The organism is Rhodovulum iodosum (genome assembly GCF_041020385.1).
GTDB lineage: Bacteria > Pseudomonadota > Alphaproteobacteria > Rhodobacterales > Rhodobacteraceae > Rhodovulum > Rhodovulum iodosum.
Genome location: NZ_JBEHHI010000002.1, coordinates 825,924 through 844,119, shown reverse-complemented (window position 1 = coordinate 844,119; position 18,196 = coordinate 825,924). Strand labels below are relative to the sequence as shown.

The window sequence follows — 18,196 nt, the reverse complement described above, 5'->3', positions numbered from 1 at the left end:
TTTCCGGGCAAAATTCCTTGCAGGGGTTTCGTGCCCGCGGCGCGCGGGGCTCAGACGAGGTCGGGTTCGCGTCCCAGCCGGCGCGCCAGCGGCGCCACCGTCAGCCCCTGCACGATGATCGAAAAGACCACGACGACATAGGTCGCCGTCAGGATCAGCGGCTTCCACTCGCTGTCGGGCAGGCTGAGCGCCAGCGCGACCGATATGCCGCCCTTTAGCCCGCCCCAGGTCATGATCGGGATCGTACCGGGCGAAAAGTCCCGGAACGGGCGCAGCAGCATGACCGGCACGGCGACGGCCACCAGCCGCGCCACCAGCGCCAGCCCGATCGCCGCCACCGCCGCGGGCAGGAAATCGGCGTCGAACACCACGGCGAAAACCTCGACCCCGATCAGCAGGAACAAGACCGCGTTGAGGATCTCGTCGACCATCTTCCAGAAGGCGTCGACATAGTTGCGGGTTTCCTCGGACATGCCGTATTTCATGCCCACATGCCCGATCATCAGCCCCGCGACCACGGCCATGATCGGCGCCGAGACATGGAGCGCGACGGCCAGCTCGTAGCCGCCGAAGGCCAGCGCCAGCGTGATCAGCACCTCCAGCGCGTAATCGTCGATCCGCTTCATCACCTGGAAGGTCAGCCAGCCCAGCACCGCGCCCAGCACCGCGCCGCCGCCGGCCTCCTGCACGAAGAGCCGGAGCGCGTCCAGCACCGGGCTGGCCTCGTCGCCGTGGCCGCCATGGCCGCCGCCCGGAAAGGCAAAGCCCACGAGGACGAGGAACACGACATAGGCCACCCCGTCGTTGAACAGGCTCTCGCCGGCGATCTTGGTCTCCAGCGACCGGCGCAGGTTGGCCTCGCGCAGAACGCCGAGCACCGCCACCGGGTCGGTCGGCGAGACGATGGCGCCAAACACCAGCGCCACGATGAGCGGCATACCGGTGAGCCAGGAAAACCCCGCGCCGACCACGGCGACCGAAAGCGCCACGCCCATCGTCGCCATCAAGAGCACCGCCCAGGCCTGGACGCGCAGATCCTCCAGCTTTACATGCAGCGCCCCGGCGAAGAGCAGCAGGCCCAGCATCCCCTCCAGCAGCGCGTCGGAAAAGTCGATATCGAGCACCGCGGCGCGCAGGGTGTCGGCGATGCCGAGCCCCGGCACGGCCAGGTCGAGCGCCATCGCCGCGAGCGAGGCGCCGAGCGCGACGATCAGGATGCCGATCGCCTGGGGCAGGCGCAGCACGAAATAGTTGATCGCGCCGAAGGCGGCGGCGAGCACGATCAGGAGGGAGGCGATCTGAAGGATATTCATGGGCCGGTCCGCTGGTGGGGTTCGGTCGGGCCATAACACGCCGGAACGGGCCGCGGCGAGGCGGCATGGCGGCGTTTCGGGGGCGCTGCCCCCGCCGCCCGTTGCCGGGCGGCCCCCCCGGGATATTTCGGGCCAGAAGAAGCCCGGGCCGTCCGCGGCGGGCGGTCAGGTGCCGCAGAAGGTCTGGCGCACCTCTTCGGCGGGCTCTGGCGGTGCGGCGAGGTCGGCAACGGCGGGGTCGTCGGCGAAGGGCTTGGCCAAGGCGCCGGTCAGCCGCTCGAACGGGGCGAGATCGCCCGCGAGCGCCGCGGCGATGGCCGCCTCGACCCGGTGGTTGCGCGGGATCAGGGCGGGGTTGGCCCGTTGCATCTGCGCGCGGCGGGCCTCGGGCGATTGCGGGTCGCGGGCGAGCCGGGCCTGCCAGTCGGCCGCCCAGGCGTCGAACCGGGCGCGGTCCTGCACCTGCGCGCGCGCCCGGCCCCCGGCGAGCGCGCGGAAGCTGTTGGTGAAATCGGCGCGCTCGGCGGCCATGAGGTCGAGCAGGCGGTGGATCAGCTCGGCATCGCCGTCTTCCGCGCTGGCGAGCCCGATCTTGGGGCGGAAGGTGGCCAGCCAGTCGGATTTGAACCGCTCGGGAAAGGCGTTCAGCGCGGCGGTGGCGGTTTCGACCGCGGCATCGCGGTCCGGGTCGATCAGCGGCAGCAGGGTGAGGGCGAATTGCGCGAGGTTCCACGCGGCGATATCGGCCTGGCGGGCATAGGCATAGCGCCCCTGCACGTCGATCGAGCTGAACACCGTCTCGGGGTGGTAGCCATCGAGGAAGGCGCAAGGCCCGTAGTCGATGGTCTCGCCGGCGACGGACATGTTGTCGGTGTTCATCACGCCGTGGATGAAGCCCACGCCCATCCATTGCGCGACCAGCCGCGACTGGGCGGCGATGACCGCCTCGAAGAGGCCAAGGGCGTTGCCGGCCTCGGGGTAATGGCGCGCGATGACGTGATCGGCGAGCGCCGTCAGCGCCTCGGTGTCACGCCGGGCGGCGAAGAACTGGAAGGTGCCGACGCGGATATGGCTGGCCGCGACCCGGGTCAGCACGGCGCCGGGCAGGCGGGCCTCGCGGAAGACGTCCTCGCCCGTGGTCACCGCGGCCAGCGCGCGTGTCGTGGGGATGCCAAGCGCGTGCATCGCCTCGGAGACGATGTATTCGCGCAGGACCGGGCCGAGCCAGGCCCGCCCGTCGCCCATGCGGCTGTAGGGCGTGCGCCCCGCCCCCTTGAGCTGGATGTCGCACCGCCGCCCGTCTCGGTCCACGACCTCGCCCAGAAGGATCGCGCGCCCGTCGCCCAGTTGCGGCACGAAGCCGCCGAACTGGTGCCCGGCATAGGCCTGGGCCAGGGGCGCGGCGCCGTCGGGCACGCGGTTGCCCGCCAGCATGGCGATGCCCGCTTCGGTGGCCAGCGCCGCCGGGTCGAGGCCCAGCGCCTCGGCCAGCCCCGCGTTGAGCTTGATCAGCGCGGGCGCGCGTACCGGAACCGGATCCTGCCGGGTGAAAAAGCGGTCGGGCAGGCGGGCGTAGGAATTGTCGAAGGCGATTTGCAGGGTCATACCCCTGATATAGGGCGGCGGGCCGCCCGGTGAAATCCCGCGCCTGCGCGGTTGACGGGGGCGCGGCAGCCCTCTACCTCGCCGCCATGGCCCGTGCCCCCCTCTTGCAGCTGTCCGACATCGCCCTCACCTTCGGGGGCGATCCCGTCTTCGATGGGCTGGACCTGGTGATCCAGCCGGGCGACCGGGTGGCGCTGGTGGGCCGCAACGGGTCGGGCAAATCCACGCTGATGAAGGTGATGGCCGGGCTGGTCGAGGCCGATCGCGGCGCGCGCGTGCTCTCGCCGGGCACCACCGTGGGCTACATGGAGCAGGATCCCGACATTTCGGGCTTTGCCACGCTGGGCGATTTCGCCGCCTCCGCGCTGGCCCCCGGCGAGGAATATCGCGTCGACATGGTGTCGGAGGGTCTGAAACTCGACCCCGCCGCGCCGGTCGAGACCGCCTCGGGCGGCGAACGGCGGCGCGCGGCGCTGGCCAAGCTGCTGGCCGAGGCGCCCGGCTTGATGCTGCTCGACGAGCCCACCAACCATCTCGACATCGCGGCGATCGGCTGGCTGGAGACGCATCTGAGCGAAACCCGCACGGCCTATGTGCTGATCTCGCACGACCGGGCGTTTCTGCGCGCGCTGACCCGCGCCACGCTCTGGATCGATCGCGGCCGGGTGCGCCGTCAGGAGGCGGGGTTCGGTGATTTCGAGGCCTGGCGCGACAAGGTCTGGGCGGAAGAGGATCTCGCCCGCCACAAGATGGACCGCAAGATCAAGGCCGAGGCGCGCTGGGCGGTCGAGGGCATCTCGGCCCGGCGCAAGCGCAACCAGGGCAGGGTGCGCGCGCTGCAGGCGCTGCGCGAGGAACGCGCGGCGATGATCCGCCGCCAGGGCGCCGCGGCGATGGCGCTGGAGGCGGGGCCGAAATCGGGCAAGCGGGTGATCGAGGCGCGCGGCATCTCGAAGCGCTTTGGCGACCGCACGATCCTGCGCGAGTTTTCCCTGCGCATCCAGCGCGGCGAGCGGGTGGCGCTGGTGGGCCCCAACGGGGCGGGCAAGACGACGCTGCTGGAAATGCTGATCGGCCGGCTGCCCCCCGATACCGGCGAGGTGATCCTCGGCACCAATATCGAAATGGCGGTCTTCGACCAGAACCGCGCCGCGCTCGACCCCGATCTCAGCCTTTGGGATAGCCTCACCGGCGCGCCCGGTATGCGCGTCTCGGGCCAGTCCGACCAGGTGATGGTGCGGGGCCAGCCGCGCCACGTGGTGGGCTACCTCAAGGAATTCCTCTTCGACGAGGCCCAGGCGCGCGCGCCGGTCTCGGCGCTGTCCGGCGGCGAGAAGGCGCGGCTCTTGCTGGCCCGCATCATGGCGCGGCAGAGCAACCTGCTGGTGCTTGACGAGCCGACCAACGATCTCGATGTCGAAACGCTCGATCTTCTGCAGGACTTGCTGGGCGAGTATGACGGCACGGTCCTGCTGGTCAGCCACGACCGCGATTTCCTCGACCGTGTGGCCTCGACCACCATCGCGATGGAGGGCGACGGGCGTGCCACCGTCTACGCCGGGGGCTGGTCCGACTACCGCGCCCAGCGGGGCGCCGTCGCCGCGCCCAGGGAAGACCGCAAGCCAAAGCCCTCCGCGCCCGCCGCCAGGTCCCGCGCGATGGCGCAAAAACCGGCGCTCAGCTTTACCGAAGAGCACCGCCTCGCCGAGCTTCCCGGCCTGATCGAGCGGCTGGAGGCCGAGATCGCAAAGCTCGAGGCATTCCTCTCCGACCCGGAGCTTTTCAGCCGCGAGCCCCTGAAATTCAAGAAGGCCAGCGAGGCTCTCGTCGCGCGGCAACAGGCGCTGGCGGCGGCCGAAGAGGAATGGCTGAGCCTGGAAGAGAAAGCCGCCGGATAACGCGCCGCGCTTCCGCTTCTTCTTGGCAAAAATACCCACGGCGCACGCTTGGCCACGGGCTGTGCGTCTTTATTGATGCAATGCCTGAGAAAAACGCCCTAAGACAAAGCAATAAAAACGGAAAGGTGGAGCTTTGGCCGATACCCTGCCGCCAGCACGCGCAGGCTCGGCTCCGGCGTCAGCACCGTGAGCGTCCCGCGCGGCCGCGGGCCGGCGGCGTCATAGCCGGAGGGGCTGTAGCGCAAGGCGCGCTGCCCCTCGATCAGCCAGGCCGTCGCGTCCTCGGGGTGCAGCACGAAGGCGCCGTCGGGCAGGTCTTCGGCGCGGGCCAGATGCCGGCGCTGGCGAAACATGCGCGGCACCGCGCGGGCGGCGTGCAGCGCTGCGTCGATCTCGGCGGCCGCCGGGTCGCCGCCCCAGGCGGCGCGGTAGCGCCGGTAATCGGCGCGGCGGCATTCCGCGCAGGGCCGGTGCCCTGCGGCCAGCGCCACCGCCTCGTCGAGGAAGAAAAGCTCGGTATAGGCGCCCGGCGCCATCACTGCCCGCCTGCGCCCCTTGAACGACACTTGGCAACAGATCCAGGCCTTGTGCCGCCAGCGCCTGTGGGTCAGCCGCCCGGCGGCGTCGTGCAGGATGCCGCGGTTGCCCATCAGCGTGCCGCGCGCGGCGGTGGCCAGGAAGGTGCCATCCGGCGCGACGCGGTTGGGCCGGGGCATCAGCGCATCCTCAGCGCGCCGTCCAGCCGGATCACCTCGCCGTTGAGATAGCCGTTTTCGATGACGTGGCGCACCAGCCCGGCGAACTCTGCCGGGTCGCCCAGCCGTTTCGGGCAGGTCACCTCGGCGGCCAGCCCGTCCATCACCTCGGGGCCCAGCCCCTCCAGCATCGGCGTGCGGAACACGCCGGGCGCGATGGCGACCACCCGGATGCCCAGCGACGACAGGTCGCGCGCCACCGGCAGGGTCAGCCCCGCGACGCCGGCCTTGGCGGCGGCATAGGCGGCCTGGCCCTTCTGCCCGTCATAGGCGGCGATCGAGGCGGTGTTGACGATCACCCCGCGCTCGCCATCGGCATCGGGCGGGTTCTGCGCCATCTCGGCGGCGGCCAGCCGCATCACGTTGAACGTGCCGATCAGGTTGATCTCCACCGTGCGGCGAAAGCTGTCGAGGCCGTGGGCGCCGTCGCGGCCCAGCGTGCGCTGGGCGGTGGCGATGCCGGCGCAGTTGACGCAGACATTGATGCCGCCCATCTGGTCGGCCGCCCCCCCGATGGCCTGCTCGACCGAGGTTTCGTCGGTCACGTCGAGGGGCTGAAACCCGGCGCCGATCTCGGCGGCCAGCGCCGCGCCCGCCTGAGCATCGCGGTCGAGAATGGTGACCGCGGCATCGGCCGCGGTAAAGGCGCGGGCGGTGGCCGCGCCCAGCCCCGAGGCGGCGCCGGTGACGATCGCCTTGACTTCGGAAAACTGCATGGGCGTCCCTCGTTATGCGTGGCCCGGGCAGTGCTAGCGCCCGGGTGGCGGCGCTGTCCAGCCCCTAGCGCCGGCGGCGGCGTCCCGCGCCGGTCATCCGCCGTGCCCGGCCAGATCGGCCAGGACGGCGGGAATGGTCGTCACGTCGTCGCGGGTGCAGTCGAACTGGCCGACCTGCACGCGGATGACGAATCGGCCCTCGTGCCGGGTCTGGGTCAGGTAGATGCGCCCGTCGTCGTTGATGCGCCGCAGCAGTGCCTCGGTCGCGGCGTCGTCGGTGCAGGCGAAGGTGAAGAGCGACAACCGCGGCGCGGTGACGATCTCCAGGCCGGGCAGGGCGGCGATGGCCGCCGCCGCCTCCTCGGCCCAGGCGACGTGGTTGCGGATGCGCGCGCGCAACCCCTCCAGACCGTAGGCGCGCAGCGTGAACCACAGCTTCAGCGCCCGGAACCGGCGGCCCAGGGGCAGCGTCCATTCGTTGAAGTCGGTCACATCGCTTTGACCGAGCGTTTCCAGGTAATCCGGACGCAGCCCGAGGGTTTTGACCTGCGGCGCCGGGTCGGCGAGGAATTGCAGCGAACAGTCGAACTGCACGCCGAGCCATTTATGCGGGTTCATCACGATCGAGTCGGCACCGTCGATGCCGGCCCAAAGCGGTCGGAACTCGGGGCATATCATCGCCGAGCCCGCCCAGGCGGCGTCGACATGGGTGTAAAGCCCGTGCGCCCTGGCCACCGCCAGGCTGTCGCCGATCCGGTCCGAGGCGCCGATGCCGGTGCCGCCGACGCAGAGGATGAGGCCGGCGGGGCGATACCCCGCCGCCAGGTCGGCCCGGATCGCGGTGTCGAGCGCGGCCGGGTCCATGGCGAAATCGGCGTCGGTGGCCACCTTGACGAGGTTGTCCTGCCCGATGCCCGCCACCCGCGCGGCCTTGTCGACCGAGGAATGGGCCTGGGCGCTGGCGTAAAGCCGCAGCCGCGGCTGCAAGGCCAGCCCGGCAGTATTGCCCGCCCAGCCCAGCGCGCGCTCGCGCATGGTCAATACCGCTGCCAGCGTGGCGGTGGTGGCGCTGTCGTGGATCGTGCCGGTGAAATGCGGGGCGAGCCCCAGCGCCCGGCGCATCCAGCCCAGCATGACCTCTTCGATCTCGGTCGCCGCCGGGGCGGTCTGCCAGAGCATCGCCTGGGCGGCGATGGCATTGGCCAACTGCTCGGCCAGCATCGAGGCGGGCGCGGCATTGGCGGGGAAATAGGCGAAGAAGCGGGGGTGCTGCCAATGGGTCATCGCGCCGGGCACGAAAGCCTCGAAATCGGCGAAGATCGCCTCCATCGGCTCGGGGGTCTCGGGGGCGGCCACGGGCAGGCGGGCCGCGGTGTTGCCGGGGCGCGTCTGCGCCCGGACCGGGCGGTCGCGCAGCCCGGCGTGATAGGCCCGCGCCCAGTCGGCGGCGCGTTTCGACCAGTGGGCGAGGTCGTCGTGGTTCATCGGGGCCCTCCGCTCTGGCCGCCCGTCCTGTCGGCAAGCGGTGCGAAGTGGGTATTTCAGCCAAGAAGAAGGGGCAAGGGCGCGCCTCAGCGCAGGCCGTCGCGCACCTTCCGGGGCAGCGAATGGAGCACCGCCTCGTAGCTGGCCATGAGCCGTTCTTTCAGCTCGGTCTCGTCGGTGGTCGAGACCGGTACGGCGATCCAGCCGCCCCGGGGCAGGTAGGGCGCCTTGCCGGCGCGCCCGGTGGAGACCAGCATGTCGGCGATCTCGGCATCGGCGCATTTCAGCGACACCCGATCGCTGCCATGGGCCATCATCGCGAAGATCTTGCCGCCGATCTTCCACACGTCGGTCTGTGGCCCGAAGGGCTGTTCGCGGGTGGCGCCCTTGCGGGCGTCGCAGAATGCGATGAGGTCGTCTTCCGTCATGCCTACCAGCCTAGCCCGATTCGCGCGCTGCCGATCCGTTCATTCGGCCGCAGGCTGACGGGGTTGCGTGACAGGCGCGTGACGCCGCGCGGCCGGTCGTATTTCCATCGCCGCCGATCTGTGCCAGAACCCGGGCCGAACCTGCGGTAGGGATACGTGCCGATGACCGAGATCAGGCTTTACAACACGAAAACGCGGGCCAAGGAGCGGTTCGAGCCGCTCGATCCGGAGAATGTGCGGATCTATGTCTGCGGGCCCACGGTCTATGACCGGGCGCATCTGGGCAACGCGCGGCCGGCGGTGGTGTTCGACATGCTCTACCGGCTGATGCGCCACGTCTACGGGGCCGGGCACGTGACCTATGTGCGCAACATCACCGATGTTGAGGACAAGATCATCGCGCGCGCCGAGGAGCGCGGGATTTCCATCGACGACCTGACCGAGACCACGACGCGCTGGTATCACGAGGACATGGCCGCGCTGGGGGTGGATTATTCGGGCGACCCGCAGTTTCACGAACCCCACGCCACGGCGTTCATCGCCGAGATGGTGACGATGATCGAGGCGCTGATCGCCAAGGGCCACGCCTATGCGGCCGAGGGGCATGTGCTCTTCGACGTGAAGAGCTATGCCACCTACGGGGCGCTGTCGGGCCGGTCGGTGGACGACATGATCGCCGGCGCGCGGGTCGAGGTGGCACCCTACAAGCGCGACCCGATGGATTTCGTCCTGTGGAAGCCCTCGGAGCCCGATCAGCCCGGCTGGGACAGCCCCTGGGGCCGCGGGCGGCCGGGCTGGCATATCGAGTGCTCGGCGATGAGCCATGCGCTGTTGGGCGAGAGCTTCGACATTCACGGCGGCGGCAACGACCTGACCTTCCCGCACCATGAGAACGAGATCGCCCAGAGCTGCTGCGCGCACCCGGAGGGGCAGTTTGCCCGGGTCTGGATGCATAACGAGATGCTGCAGGTGGAGGGGAAGAAGATGTCGAAATCGCTCGGCAATTTCTTCACCGTGCATGAGCTGTTGGAGCAGGGCATTCCGGGCGAGGTGATCCGGTTCGTGTTCCTCGGCACGCATTACCGCAAGCCGATGGACTGGACCGCCGAGAAGGCGCGCGAGGCCGAGGCGGTGTTGCGCAAGTGGCGGGGGCTCGTCGCGGGCATCGAACCCGCGCCGGGCCCCGCGCCCGAGGTGGTGGCGGCGCTTTCCGACGACCTGAACACGCCGGGCGCGATCGCGGCGTTGCACGCCCTGGCGGGGGCGGGGGAGGCGGCTTTGCTGAAGGCGTCGGCCGGGCTGATGGGGCTCTTGGGCGACGACCTGGGGGAGTGGGCCGCGGCGCCGGAGGTGGATCTGAGCGGCTGGGAGGCGCGGCTGGCCGAGGCGCGGGCGACAGCGATGGAGAGCAAGGATTTCGCCGAGGTCGACCGTCTGAAGGCGGCCTTGGTGGCCGCGGGCGTCGAGGTGCGGATGAGCAAGGCGGGGGTCGAGCTGGTGCCGGGGGCTGGGTTCGACCCGGCGAAGCTGGCGGATCTGGAAATGGGTGCGATCGAATGGGAATGAGCGCAACAGAGGGCCGCGCCCGGCCCGCGGGGAGGGCGCAATCGCGCCCGCCCCGGGGGGGCGGGTCGGGCGCGGCCCGGGCCGCTGGCCCGGGCGGGGCAGGCGGTGAGGCTGGCGCTTCCAAACGACCCGGGAGCCACCCATGACGCGCGAACGCCTTTACCTCTACGACACCACGCTCCGCGACGGGCAGCAGACGCAGGGCGTGCAGTTCTCCACCGACGAGAAGATCCGCATCGCCCAGGTGCTGGACGCGCTCGGCGTCGATTACATCGAGGGCGGCTGGCCTGGGGCCAACCCCACCGACAGCGCGTTTTTCGAGGCCGCCCCCGACACCCGCGCGCGGCTGACCGCCTTTGGCATGACCAAGCGCGCCGGGCGCAGCGCCGAGAACGACGAGGTGCTGGCCGGCGTGATGAATGCCGGCACTCCGGCCATCTGCCTCGTCGGAAAGACCCACGATTTCCACGTCACCAAGGCGCTGGGCATCGCCCTTGAGGAAAATGTCGAGAACATCGCCCGGTCCATCGCCCATGTGGTGGCCCAGGGCCGCGAGGCGCTGTTCGATGCCGAGCATTTCTTCGACGGCTACAAGGCCGACCCGGCCTATGCCATCGACTGCTGCAAGGCCGCGCACGAGGCCGGCGCGCGCTGGATCGTGCTCTGCGACACCAATGGCGGCACGTTGCCCGCCGAGATGGGCGAGATCACCGCGCGGGTGATCGCAGCGGGCATCCCCGGCAGCCATCTCGGCATCCACACCCATGACGACACCGGCAACGCGGTGGCCGGCAGCCTGGCCGCCATCGAGGCGGGCGTGCGGCAGGTGCAGGGCACGCTCAACGGGCTGGGCGAGCGGTGCGGCAACGCCAACCTGACCTCGCTGATCCCGACGCTGAAGCTGAAAGAGCCCTTCGCCGGCCGGCTCGAGACCGGGGTCAGCGACGAGGCGCTCGCAGGGCTGACCCGCGCCTCGCGCCTGCTTGACGAGATCCTCAACCGGGTGCCGCTGAAAAGCGCGCCTTACGTGGGCGCCTCGGCCTTTGCGCACAAGGCGGGGCTGCATGCCAGCGCCATCGCCAAGGACCCCTCGACCTACGAACATGTCGAGCCGGGCCGCGTGGGCAACGCGCGCATCATCCCGATGTCGAACCAGGCCGGGCAGTCGAACCTGCGCAAGCGCCTGGCCGAGGCGGGCATCGCGGTGGAAAAGGGCGACCCGCGCCTTTCCCGCATCCTCGAAGAGGTCAAGCTGCGCGAGGGGCAGGGCTATTCCTACGACACCGCCCAGGCGAGCTTTGAGCTGGTGGCGCGCCGGGTGCTGGGCGAATTGCCCGAGTTTTTCGAGGTCAAGCGCTACCGCGTGACGGTGGAACGCCGCCGCGACAAGCGCAACCGGGTGGTCAGCCTCTCCGAGGCGGTGGTGGTGGTCAAGATCGGCGGCGACAAGAAGCTTTCCGTCTCCGAAAGCCTCGACCCGCAGGGCAACGACCGCGGCCCGGTCAACGCGCTGTCGCGCGCGCTGGCCAAGGACCTGGGGCCGTACCAGAGCTATATCGACGATATGCGGCTGGTGGATTTCAAGGTGCGCATCACCAATGGCGGCACCGAGGCGGTGACCCGCGTCATCATCGACAGCCAGGACGGGCAGGGCAACCGCTGGTCGACCGTGGGCGTGTCGGCCAATATCGTCGATGCCAGCTTCGAGGCGCTGCTGGACGCGATCGTTTGGAAGCTGGTGCGCGACGGGGCGCCGGCCTGATGGATTGGGCCGCGTTTTTCACCCTGCATCGGGGCCTGCCGCGCGAAGGCCCGGGCGACCGGGACAGCCTCGATTGGGCGCTTGGCCTCGCCTCGCCGCCACCCGATGGCGCGATCTGCGATGCCGGCTGCGGGCCCGGCGCCGATATCGCCGGGCTGCTGGCCCATGTGCCCGAGGGCCGGGTCGAGGCGGTGGACCTGCATGCGGGCTTCGTGGCCCAGGCCGCGGCGCGGTTTGCCGGGGAGCCCCGTGTGACCGTGCGCCAGGGCGACATGGGCGAGCTGACGGGCCCCTATGACCTGATCTGGTCGGCCGGTGCGCTCTATTTTCTCGGGGTGAGCGAGGGGCTGGGGCGCTGGCGCGCTGCGCTCGCCCCCGGCGGCGCCGTGGCCTTTTCCCAGGCATGCTGGTTCACCGATACGCCGTCAGAGAGGGCGCGCGCCTACTGGGCCGCCGAGTACCCGCAGATGACCGGCGTGGCAGGCGTTACAGCGCAGGTGCGCGCCGCGGGGTTTCAGGTGCTGGGGCAGCGCCCGGTGTCCGATGCGGCGTGGGAGGCCTATTTCTCCCCCATGGAACAGCGCGTCGCCACCCTGCGCCCGGGCGCCGACGCGGCCCTGGCGGCCGTTCTGGACGAGGCCGACGAGGAAATCGCCACCTGGCGCGCCTGCCGGGCCGAGTACGGCTATCTCGTGACCGTGGCGCGCCCGGCATGAGCATTGCGGCCTGCGCCGACCTGGTCCGCCGCGGCGACCCCGACCGCTTTCTCGCCGCCATGGCGGCGCCGCCGGGTGCGCGCGCGGTGCTGTTTCCGCTTTATGCCTTCAACCTCGAGGTCGCCCGCGCCCCCTGGGTCACGGCCGAACCGCTGATCGCCGAGATGCGCCTGCAATGGTGGCGCGACGCGCTGGCGGAAATCGCCGGCGGCGCGCCGGTGCGCCGCCACGAGGTGGCCACCCCGCTGGCCCAGGCGATCGGACCCGACGAGGCGCGCCTGCTCGACGCGCTGGTGGCCGCCCGCCGCCGCGACATCGCCGGCGCGCCCTTTCCCGATGCCGCCGCCCTCGAGGCGTATATCGACGCCACCTCGGGCCACCTGGTCTGGGCCGCGGCCCGCGCGCTGGGGGCCCGGACGGGCGAGGGGGCGGTGCGCGACCTGGCCCAGGCGGCGGGCATGGCCAACTGGCTGCTCGCCGTGCCCGAGCTTTCGGCGCGTGGCCACAGCCCGCTGCCCGACGACCGCGCGCCGGCGGTGGCGGCGCTGGCGCGGGGCGCCCTTGCGCGGCTCGCCCGTGCCAGGGCCGCCCGCGGCGAGATCCCTGCCGCGGCACAGCCCGCGCTGCTGGCCGGCTGGCGCGCCGGTGCGATCCTGAACCGGGCCGCCACGGCGCCTGGACGGGTCGCCGAGGGGCGCGTTGCCGAATCGGAATTTTCACGCCGTTTCAATATCCTGGCCCGCACTCTTTCGGGGCGGTGGTAAGCTGCGTCAGCGCTCATGGGGCCGCATCACCAGCCAGATCAGCGCGCCCCCCGCCAGCGCCAGGAACGGCACCATCGCCAGGTTGACGGACATCCAGCCCTCCTGCGCGCTGCCGCCGGAACAGTTCATCAGCCCGCCCGAGGCCAGCGAGGCCATGGTCACCCCGCCGAACACCAGCAGGTCGTTCATCCCCTGCACCCGGCCGCGTTCCTCGGGCGCATGGGCCGCCGCCAGCATCGCCGTCGCCCCGATAAAGCCGAAATTCCAGCCCACGCCCAGCAGGATCAGCGCGACGAAGAAATGGGTCAGGTCCACCCCCAGCAGCGCCGTGCCCCCGGCCGCGCCCAGGATCACCAGCCCCAGCGCGACCACCCGCTCGACCCCCAGCCGGGCGATCACATGGCCGGTAAAGAAACTCGGCAGATACATCGCCAGCACGTGGGCGGTCACCACGTCGGCCGCCGTGCCCGTGTCGAAGCCGCAGCCGACCACGGCCAGCGGCGTCGAGGTCATCACCAGGTTCATCAGCGCGTAAGAGACCATCGCGCAGATGATCGCCACCGCCACGCGCGGCGTCTTCAACAGCTCCAGCCGCGTGCGGCCCCGCGGCGCATCGGCCGAGGGCACGGGCGGGCGCGGGATGTCGAGAAACAGAAACAGCGCCGCGCCGATCAGGTTGATCGCGATCACCGCCAGGTAGGTGCCGAGGAACGGGATCACCATCGCCTGCGCCGTGACCTTGACCAGTTGCGGGCCGATCACCGCGGCGGCCAGCCCGCCGGCCAGGACGTAGGAAATCGCCTTGGGCCGAAACTCGTCCGAGGCCGTATCGGCGGCGGCGAACCGGTAAAAGCCATGCGCCGACATGTAGAGCCCGGTCAGGAACGCCCCGGCCAGGAACAGCGGAAAGGAGGCGTAAAACAGCCCCAACGCGCCGACGGTGGCCCCGGCCGTGCCGCCCGCCGCGCCCAGGAAAAACCCCGCGCGCCGTCCGAACCGCTGCATGAAGGCCGCCAGCGGCGTCGCCGCCAGCATCGAGCCCAGCACGATCAGCGAAATCGGCAGGGTCGCCCAGCACGGGTTGGGTGCCAGCGACTGCCCCGCCAGCCCGCCGATCGTGAAGATCATCGGCATCTGCGCGCCGAGAAACGCCTGCGCCATCGCCAGGACGGTCACGTTGCGTCTGGCGCGCCTCTCGGGGGCGGCGGCTGGGGCGGTGACGTCTGTCATGGCGCAGACTTAGCGGCGCCGCGCGCCGGGGAAAAGGGCCAACCGCCAGCGTTCGCCGCGCCCCTCTCTTCTTCTTGGTCAAAATACCCAACTCGCGCCCGTGCGGCCGGGCGCGGCGTCAGTTCAGATAGGGCATCGGATCGGTGCTTTCGATCCCCCTGCGCAGCTCGAAATGCAGGAAGGAAGGGTCGCCCGCGCGCACCTCGGCAACCTTCTGTCCGCGCCTGACCGTGTCGCCCTTCTGCACCGCGATCGACTGGATATTGGCGTAGACGCTCAGCAGGTTGTCGGAATGGCGGATCACCAGGATCGGCACCTGCTCGGTGTCGCGGGTGATCGCGGCCACGGTGCCGTTATCGGCCGCCAGCACGGCCGCGCCCGGCGCGGCGGCGATGTCGATCCCCTCGTTCCTGCGCTTTTCGTAGCCGCGGATGATGTTGCCCGTCACCGGCATCTGCATCCGTGCCGTCGTGGTTTTCTCGGTGTCGAGCGCGGGCGAGGCCGGGGCGGGGGCGGCCTCGGCGGCGGTCTCCTCGTCCTCGGGCAGGGGGGCGGCGGCCGAGGGCGGCGTGGGTGTCGGCGAGCCGGTGCCGGGCACGGTGGCCTGCGCCGGGGCGGCGGCGGGCATGTCGGCGGCGGGGACCGGGATCAGCAGGAACTGCCCCTCGCGCACGGTCAGGCTCTGGCCCAGCCCGTTCCAGTCGGCCAGCGCGCGGACCGAGACGTTGTAGAGCCGCGCGATGGAATAGGCGGTCTCGCCGCGCTCGACCTTGTGGCGCACCGGTTCCGGGCCGGTGGGCGCGGCGCGGGCGGGCGCCGCGGTGCTGCGGCCGCCATCGGCGCGCTCGATCGCGTCGCCGGCCAGCGTGGCGATGTCGACCTCTCCGGCGGGCCGGATCGCGCCGGTGGCGGGCGCGCCCGTCGCCGGCGACGGCTCGGCCACCCGGCGCGGCAGCGCGATGATTTCGCCCGAGTTCAGCGGCACGTCGGGGGCGATGCCGTTATAGCGGCCCAGCTCGTTGGCGGGCAGCCCGACGCGGGCGGCCACGTCGGCCACCGTGTCGCCGCGGCGCGCCACCGCCACCTGGTAGGTGGGGTAGGAGATCACGCCGCGGTTGTCGGCCTCGGGCCGGGCGGCGCTGCGGAGCTGCACCGCCTCGGCGGTGCCGGCGCCGCCGGGGCGGAAATCGTAATCGAAGCCCTCGGAACAGCCGGCCAGAACGGCCAGGCTCAGCCCCAGGGCGGCGGTGCAAAGCGGCGTGATGCGCGTGCGGGCGGGCATTGCTCGACTCCTCGTTCTCGGCCCGCGTTGCTCCGGGCCTTGCAGCATCTAGTCCTGTCCGAGCCCCTCGACCAGCGGCACGAAGCGCACCGGCCTGAGCTCGTCGTAATCGAAACCCTCGACCGTGCGGCTGACCTTGATCAGCCGCTGCACAGCGTCGGACTGCCCCACGGGCAAAACCATGATACCGCCGATCCGCAACTGCGCCAAGAGCGGCCCGGGCGGGTCTTCGGCCGCGGCGGTGACCAGAATGCGGTCGAACGGCGCCTGTTCGGGCAACCCGTGCGAGCCGTCGGCGACGATCGCGGTCACGTTGGTCAGCCCCAGCGCGTCGAAGCGCCGTTGCGCCTCGCCCACCAGCCGGCGGTGGCGCTCTACGGTGTAGACCCGCCGCGCCAGCCGCGACAGGATCGCCGCCTGGTAGCCCGACCCGGTGCCCACCTCGAGCACCTTGTCGCGGGGCTGCACGCCCAGCGCCTGGGTCATCAGCCCGACGACCGAGGGCTGGCTGATGGTCTGGCCGCAGGCGATCGGCAGCGGCATGTCCTCATAGGCGCGGTCGGCGAAGGTGCCGCGCACGAAAAGGCCGCGGTCGACGTTTTCCATCGCCGTCAGCACGCGGCTGTCGGTGACGCCCTTCGAGCGCAGGGCAAACAGGAACTGCATCTTGCGCTCGGCCGCGTCGGTCATTCCAGCCTCGCCTTGAGATCGTCCAGGCAATCATGCGCGGTCAGGTCGGCGCGCATCGGCGTGACCGCGACATACCCGTCGAGGTTCAGCGCCACGTCGCTGCCCTGGGCGGTGGGCAAATGCTGGGCGCCGCCCCTGATCCACAAGAACCGCCGTCCGGCGGGCGAGATATGCGGCTCGACCCCGAACGAGGCGTCGCTGCGATAGCCCTGCGGGCCGACCCTGACGCCCTTGACGCGGTCGGCGGGCACCGGCGGGAAGTTGACGTTGTAGAAGATCCGGTAATCGGCGCTGTCCCAATGGCCGTGATCGACCAGCGCGCGCACGGTCTGAACCCCGTGTTCCGCCGCGGCCTGGAACTGCAGCTCGGCGTCGAAATTCAGCGGCCCCAGATATTGCGACAACGCGATCGCCGGCAGGCCCTGAAGCGCAGCTTCGAGCGCGCCACCCAGCGTGCCGGAATAGAGCGCGTTCTCGGCCGCGTTGTTGCCGCGGTTGACGCCCGAGAGCACGAGGTCGGGTTTGGCATCGGCCATCACGTCGTGCAGCGCGGCCAGCACGCAATCGGCGGGCGAGCCTTCGGCGGCGTAGCGGCGCGGGCCCAGCTCGGCGATCATGAAGGGATGGGTGAACGAGATCTTGTGCGCCACCCCCGACTGCTCGAAGGCCGGCGCGACGGTCCACACCTCGCCCTCGGGGCCGGCGATTTCCTCGGCGATGGCCGACAGCACCTTGAGCCCCGGTGCGTTGATGCCGTCGTCATTGGTGATCAGAATGCGCATGCCCGCCCCGCTGCCCGTTTCGACCTTGAATAGTGGAGCAGGGCGGGGCCGTAAAGCGCCCCCGCGGGGGCTCAGCCGAGGGCGCAGTCGCGGATCATGCGCGCGGCCTCGTCCATCGGCTGGGCCAGCCGGCTGCGGTCTTCGCCGGGGAACAGGCGGTGGCGGTGCGCGGTGGGCATCGGCGCAGGCTCGAAACGCAGGACATGGACATCCTGCAACCGCGCCTGTTCGGCCTCCCACGCGGTGAAAAGCGCCCGCTGGGCCGCCTTGCAGGCCGCGTAGCCGCCCAGGAAGGGCCCCTCGGCGGTGTCGTCCACCAGGATCGCGGTGCCGCGGCCCGGCGCGGCGCGCAGCAGCGGCGCGACGAAGGCGACCAGCATCCCCAATGCGTAGACATCGGTGGTGACCGCCTTTTGCCAGAACGGGAGGTCGAGCTGCTCGGCCGGGCTGAAGGGAGGGGTCTGCACCGCGGCATGCACCCACAGGTCGAGCCGCCCCCAGCGATCGAAGATCGCCCGGCAGAGATGGCGCATCGCGTCGGTATCGGAGATGTCCATCGGGGCCAGCGTGGCGTGGCCGCCGGCCTCCTTGATGCGGTCGTCCAGCTCTTCCAGCCCGCCCTGTGTGCGGGCCACGGCGATGACGTGATACCCGGCGCGCGCCAGCGTCTCGGCCGCGGCGGCGCCGAAACCGCGCGAAGCGCCGGTGACGAGTGCGATTTTCTGGTCTGTCATGACGCGGGGTTTGCGCCCAATCCCCCGCAAGGTCAAGACCTTGGACGCGGCGGCATTGATGCAGGCCAAGGGGCGGGCACCGGAGCCGCAGCGGTGGTACGGGGCGCTGCGCGAGACGATCGGCGGGCATTGGGATGCGGTGCCTTGCCGGGTCCGTTTTTGCGGTGGTTTTTGGGGCCCTGCCGCGCTGCCTGCGTCGGACACCCCGCGCGAAACCCTCATCGACCTTCACGGCATGGCGAAGGACTGGTTCGCGGTGACAATCGTCGGGGTCCAAGCGGGGCGCAGATATGCCGATACCTGCGTCAACGCGGCCGTGCCCGACCTGGACTACGATGGATTCCTGATGCAGCAGCGCCAGGGCGGGCAGCCCGGCCCGGCGCCCGCTGCGCCGCCGGCAGATCCCGCGCCGGCTGCGCCCGAGACGCTGAAGGACCTGCCCGACTTACCGTACCTGCCCGAGTCTTGAC

General features: G+C 70.9%; 17 protein-coding genes. 6 read left to right on the top strand and 11 right to left on the bottom strand.

Annotated elements, in window-relative coordinates:
- Nucleotides 1-50: 50 nt before the first annotated feature.
- Both Ga0609869_RS13155 and Ga0609869_RS13150 read right to left on the bottom strand, forming a co-directional pair.
- The gene (locus Ga0609869_RS13155; RefSeq protein WP_125405151.1) at nucleotides 51-1,313 is read right to left on the bottom strand and encodes a cation:proton antiporter; all 1,263 of its coding nucleotides are present in this window, start codon (nucleotides 1,311-1,313) and stop codon (nucleotides 51-53) included.
- Between the two features lie 165 nt (nucleotides 1,314-1,478).
- Nucleotides 1,479-2,918: a protein adenylyltransferase SelO gene (locus Ga0609869_RS13150; RefSeq protein WP_125405155.1), complete on the bottom strand. Its 1,440-nt coding sequence runs from the start codon at nucleotides 2,916-2,918 to the stop codon at nucleotides 1,479-1,481.
- A gap of 86 nt (nucleotides 2,919-3,004) precedes the next feature.
- On the opposite strand from Ga0609869_RS13150, the gene Ga0609869_RS13145 reads away from it, so the two are divergent.
- Complete coding sequence (locus tag Ga0609869_RS13145) at nucleotides 3,005-4,816, top strand: ABC-F family ATP-binding cassette domain-containing protein (RefSeq protein WP_125405158.1); 1,812 nt, start codon at nucleotides 3,005-3,007, stop codon at nucleotides 4,814-4,816.
- A gap of 98 nt (nucleotides 4,817-4,914) precedes the next feature.
- On the opposite strand, the gene Ga0609869_RS13140 is transcribed toward Ga0609869_RS13145, so the two are convergent.
- The 4 genes from Ga0609869_RS13140 to Ga0609869_RS13125 form a co-directional block, all read right to left on the bottom strand.
- Nucleotides 4,915-5,532, bottom strand: coding sequence for a hypothetical protein (locus Ga0609869_RS13140; RefSeq protein WP_125405161.1), 618 nt, complete (start codon nucleotides 5,530-5,532; stop codon nucleotides 4,915-4,917).
- Nucleotides 5,532-6,287: an SDR family NAD(P)-dependent oxidoreductase gene (locus Ga0609869_RS13135; RefSeq protein ID WP_125405164.1), complete on the bottom strand. Its 756-nt coding sequence runs from the start codon at nucleotides 6,285-6,287 to the stop codon at nucleotides 5,532-5,534. Before Ga0609869_RS13135 ends, Ga0609869_RS13140 begins: the two co-directional genes overlap by 1 nt.
- Nucleotides 6,288-6,380: 93 nt before the next feature.
- A complete protein-coding gene (locus tag Ga0609869_RS13130) occupies nucleotides 6,381-7,772 on the bottom strand; it encodes a pyridoxal phosphate-dependent decarboxylase family protein (RefSeq protein ID WP_125405167.1) in 1,392 nt (463 codons plus the stop codon).
- An 86-nt stretch (nucleotides 7,773-7,858) separates the two neighbouring features.
- Entirely contained in the window at nucleotides 7,859-8,200 is a 342-nt protein-coding gene (locus Ga0609869_RS13125) for an MmcQ/YjbR family DNA-binding protein (protein WP_125405170.1), read from the bottom strand.
- 162 nt (nucleotides 8,201-8,362) lie between these two features.
- Between Ga0609869_RS13125 and cysS the strand changes: the two genes are divergently transcribed.
- The 4 genes from cysS (at nucleotide 8,363) to Ga0609869_RS13105 (ending at nucleotide 13,008) form a co-directional block, all read left to right on the top strand.
- Nucleotides 8,363-9,766, top strand: a complete 1,404-nt coding sequence (cysS, locus tag Ga0609869_RS13120; RefSeq protein WP_125405173.1) for a cysteine--tRNA ligase — start codon at nucleotides 8,363-8,365, stop codon at nucleotides 9,764-9,766.
- 142 nt (nucleotides 9,767-9,908) lie between these two features.
- Nucleotides 9,909-11,528 (top strand): citramalate synthase, encoded by a 1,620-nt coding sequence (cimA, locus tag Ga0609869_RS13115; RefSeq protein ID WP_125405176.1) that lies wholly within the window; start codon nucleotides 9,909-9,911, stop codon nucleotides 11,526-11,528.
- The gene (locus Ga0609869_RS13110; RefSeq protein ID WP_125405178.1) at nucleotides 11,528-12,244 is read left to right on the top strand and encodes a class I SAM-dependent methyltransferase; all 717 of its coding nucleotides are present in this window, start codon (nucleotides 11,528-11,530) and stop codon (nucleotides 12,242-12,244) included. The genes cimA and Ga0609869_RS13110 overlap by 1 nt, the downstream gene beginning before the upstream one ends.
- Nucleotides 12,241-13,008: a squalene/phytoene synthase family protein gene (locus Ga0609869_RS13105; protein WP_125405181.1), complete on the top strand. Its 768-nt coding sequence runs from the start codon at nucleotides 12,241-12,243 to the stop codon at nucleotides 13,006-13,008. The genes Ga0609869_RS13110 and Ga0609869_RS13105 overlap by 4 nt, the downstream gene beginning before the upstream one ends.
- Before the next feature lie 6 nt (nucleotides 13,009-13,014).
- Here Ga0609869_RS13105 and Ga0609869_RS13100 read toward each other — a convergent pair whose 3' ends face one another.
- The 5 genes from Ga0609869_RS13100 to Ga0609869_RS13080 all read right to left on the bottom strand — a co-directional run bounded on the left by Ga0609869_RS13100 (nucleotide 13,015) and on the right by Ga0609869_RS13080 (nucleotide 17,726).
- Nucleotides 13,015-14,238, bottom strand: a complete 1,224-nt coding sequence (locus Ga0609869_RS13100; protein ID WP_125405183.1) for an MFS transporter — start codon at nucleotides 14,236-14,238, stop codon at nucleotides 13,015-13,017.
- Nucleotides 14,239-14,356: 118 nt separating this feature from the next.
- Nucleotides 14,357-15,520, bottom strand: a complete 1,164-nt coding sequence (locus tag Ga0609869_RS13095; protein ID WP_245972261.1) for a peptidoglycan DD-metalloendopeptidase family protein — start codon at nucleotides 15,518-15,520, stop codon at nucleotides 14,357-14,359.
- A 48-nt stretch (nucleotides 15,521-15,568) separates the two neighbouring features.
- Entirely contained in the window at nucleotides 15,569-16,210 is a 642-nt protein-coding gene (locus Ga0609869_RS13090) for a protein-L-isoaspartate(D-aspartate) O-methyltransferase (RefSeq protein ID WP_125405189.1), read from the bottom strand.
- A complete protein-coding gene (surE, locus tag Ga0609869_RS13085; protein WP_125405192.1) occupies nucleotides 16,207-16,992 on the bottom strand; it encodes a 5'/3'-nucleotidase SurE in 786 nt (261 codons plus the stop codon). The genes Ga0609869_RS13090 and surE overlap by 4 nt, the downstream gene beginning before the upstream one ends.
- A gap of 71 nt (nucleotides 16,993-17,063) precedes the next feature.
- Nucleotides 17,064-17,726 (bottom strand): SDR family NAD(P)-dependent oxidoreductase, encoded by a 663-nt coding sequence (locus Ga0609869_RS13080; protein ID WP_125405195.1) that lies wholly within the window; start codon nucleotides 17,724-17,726, stop codon nucleotides 17,064-17,066.
- Between the two features lie 40 nt (nucleotides 17,727-17,766).
- Here Ga0609869_RS13080 and Ga0609869_RS13075 point away from each other — a divergent pair, with 40 nt between their 5' ends.
- Nucleotides 17,767-18,195: a hypothetical protein gene (locus tag Ga0609869_RS13075; RefSeq protein ID WP_125405198.1), complete on the top strand. Its 429-nt coding sequence runs from the start codon at nucleotides 17,767-17,769 to the stop codon at nucleotides 18,193-18,195.
- The last annotated feature ends 1 nt before the right edge of the window (nucleotide 18,196 follow it).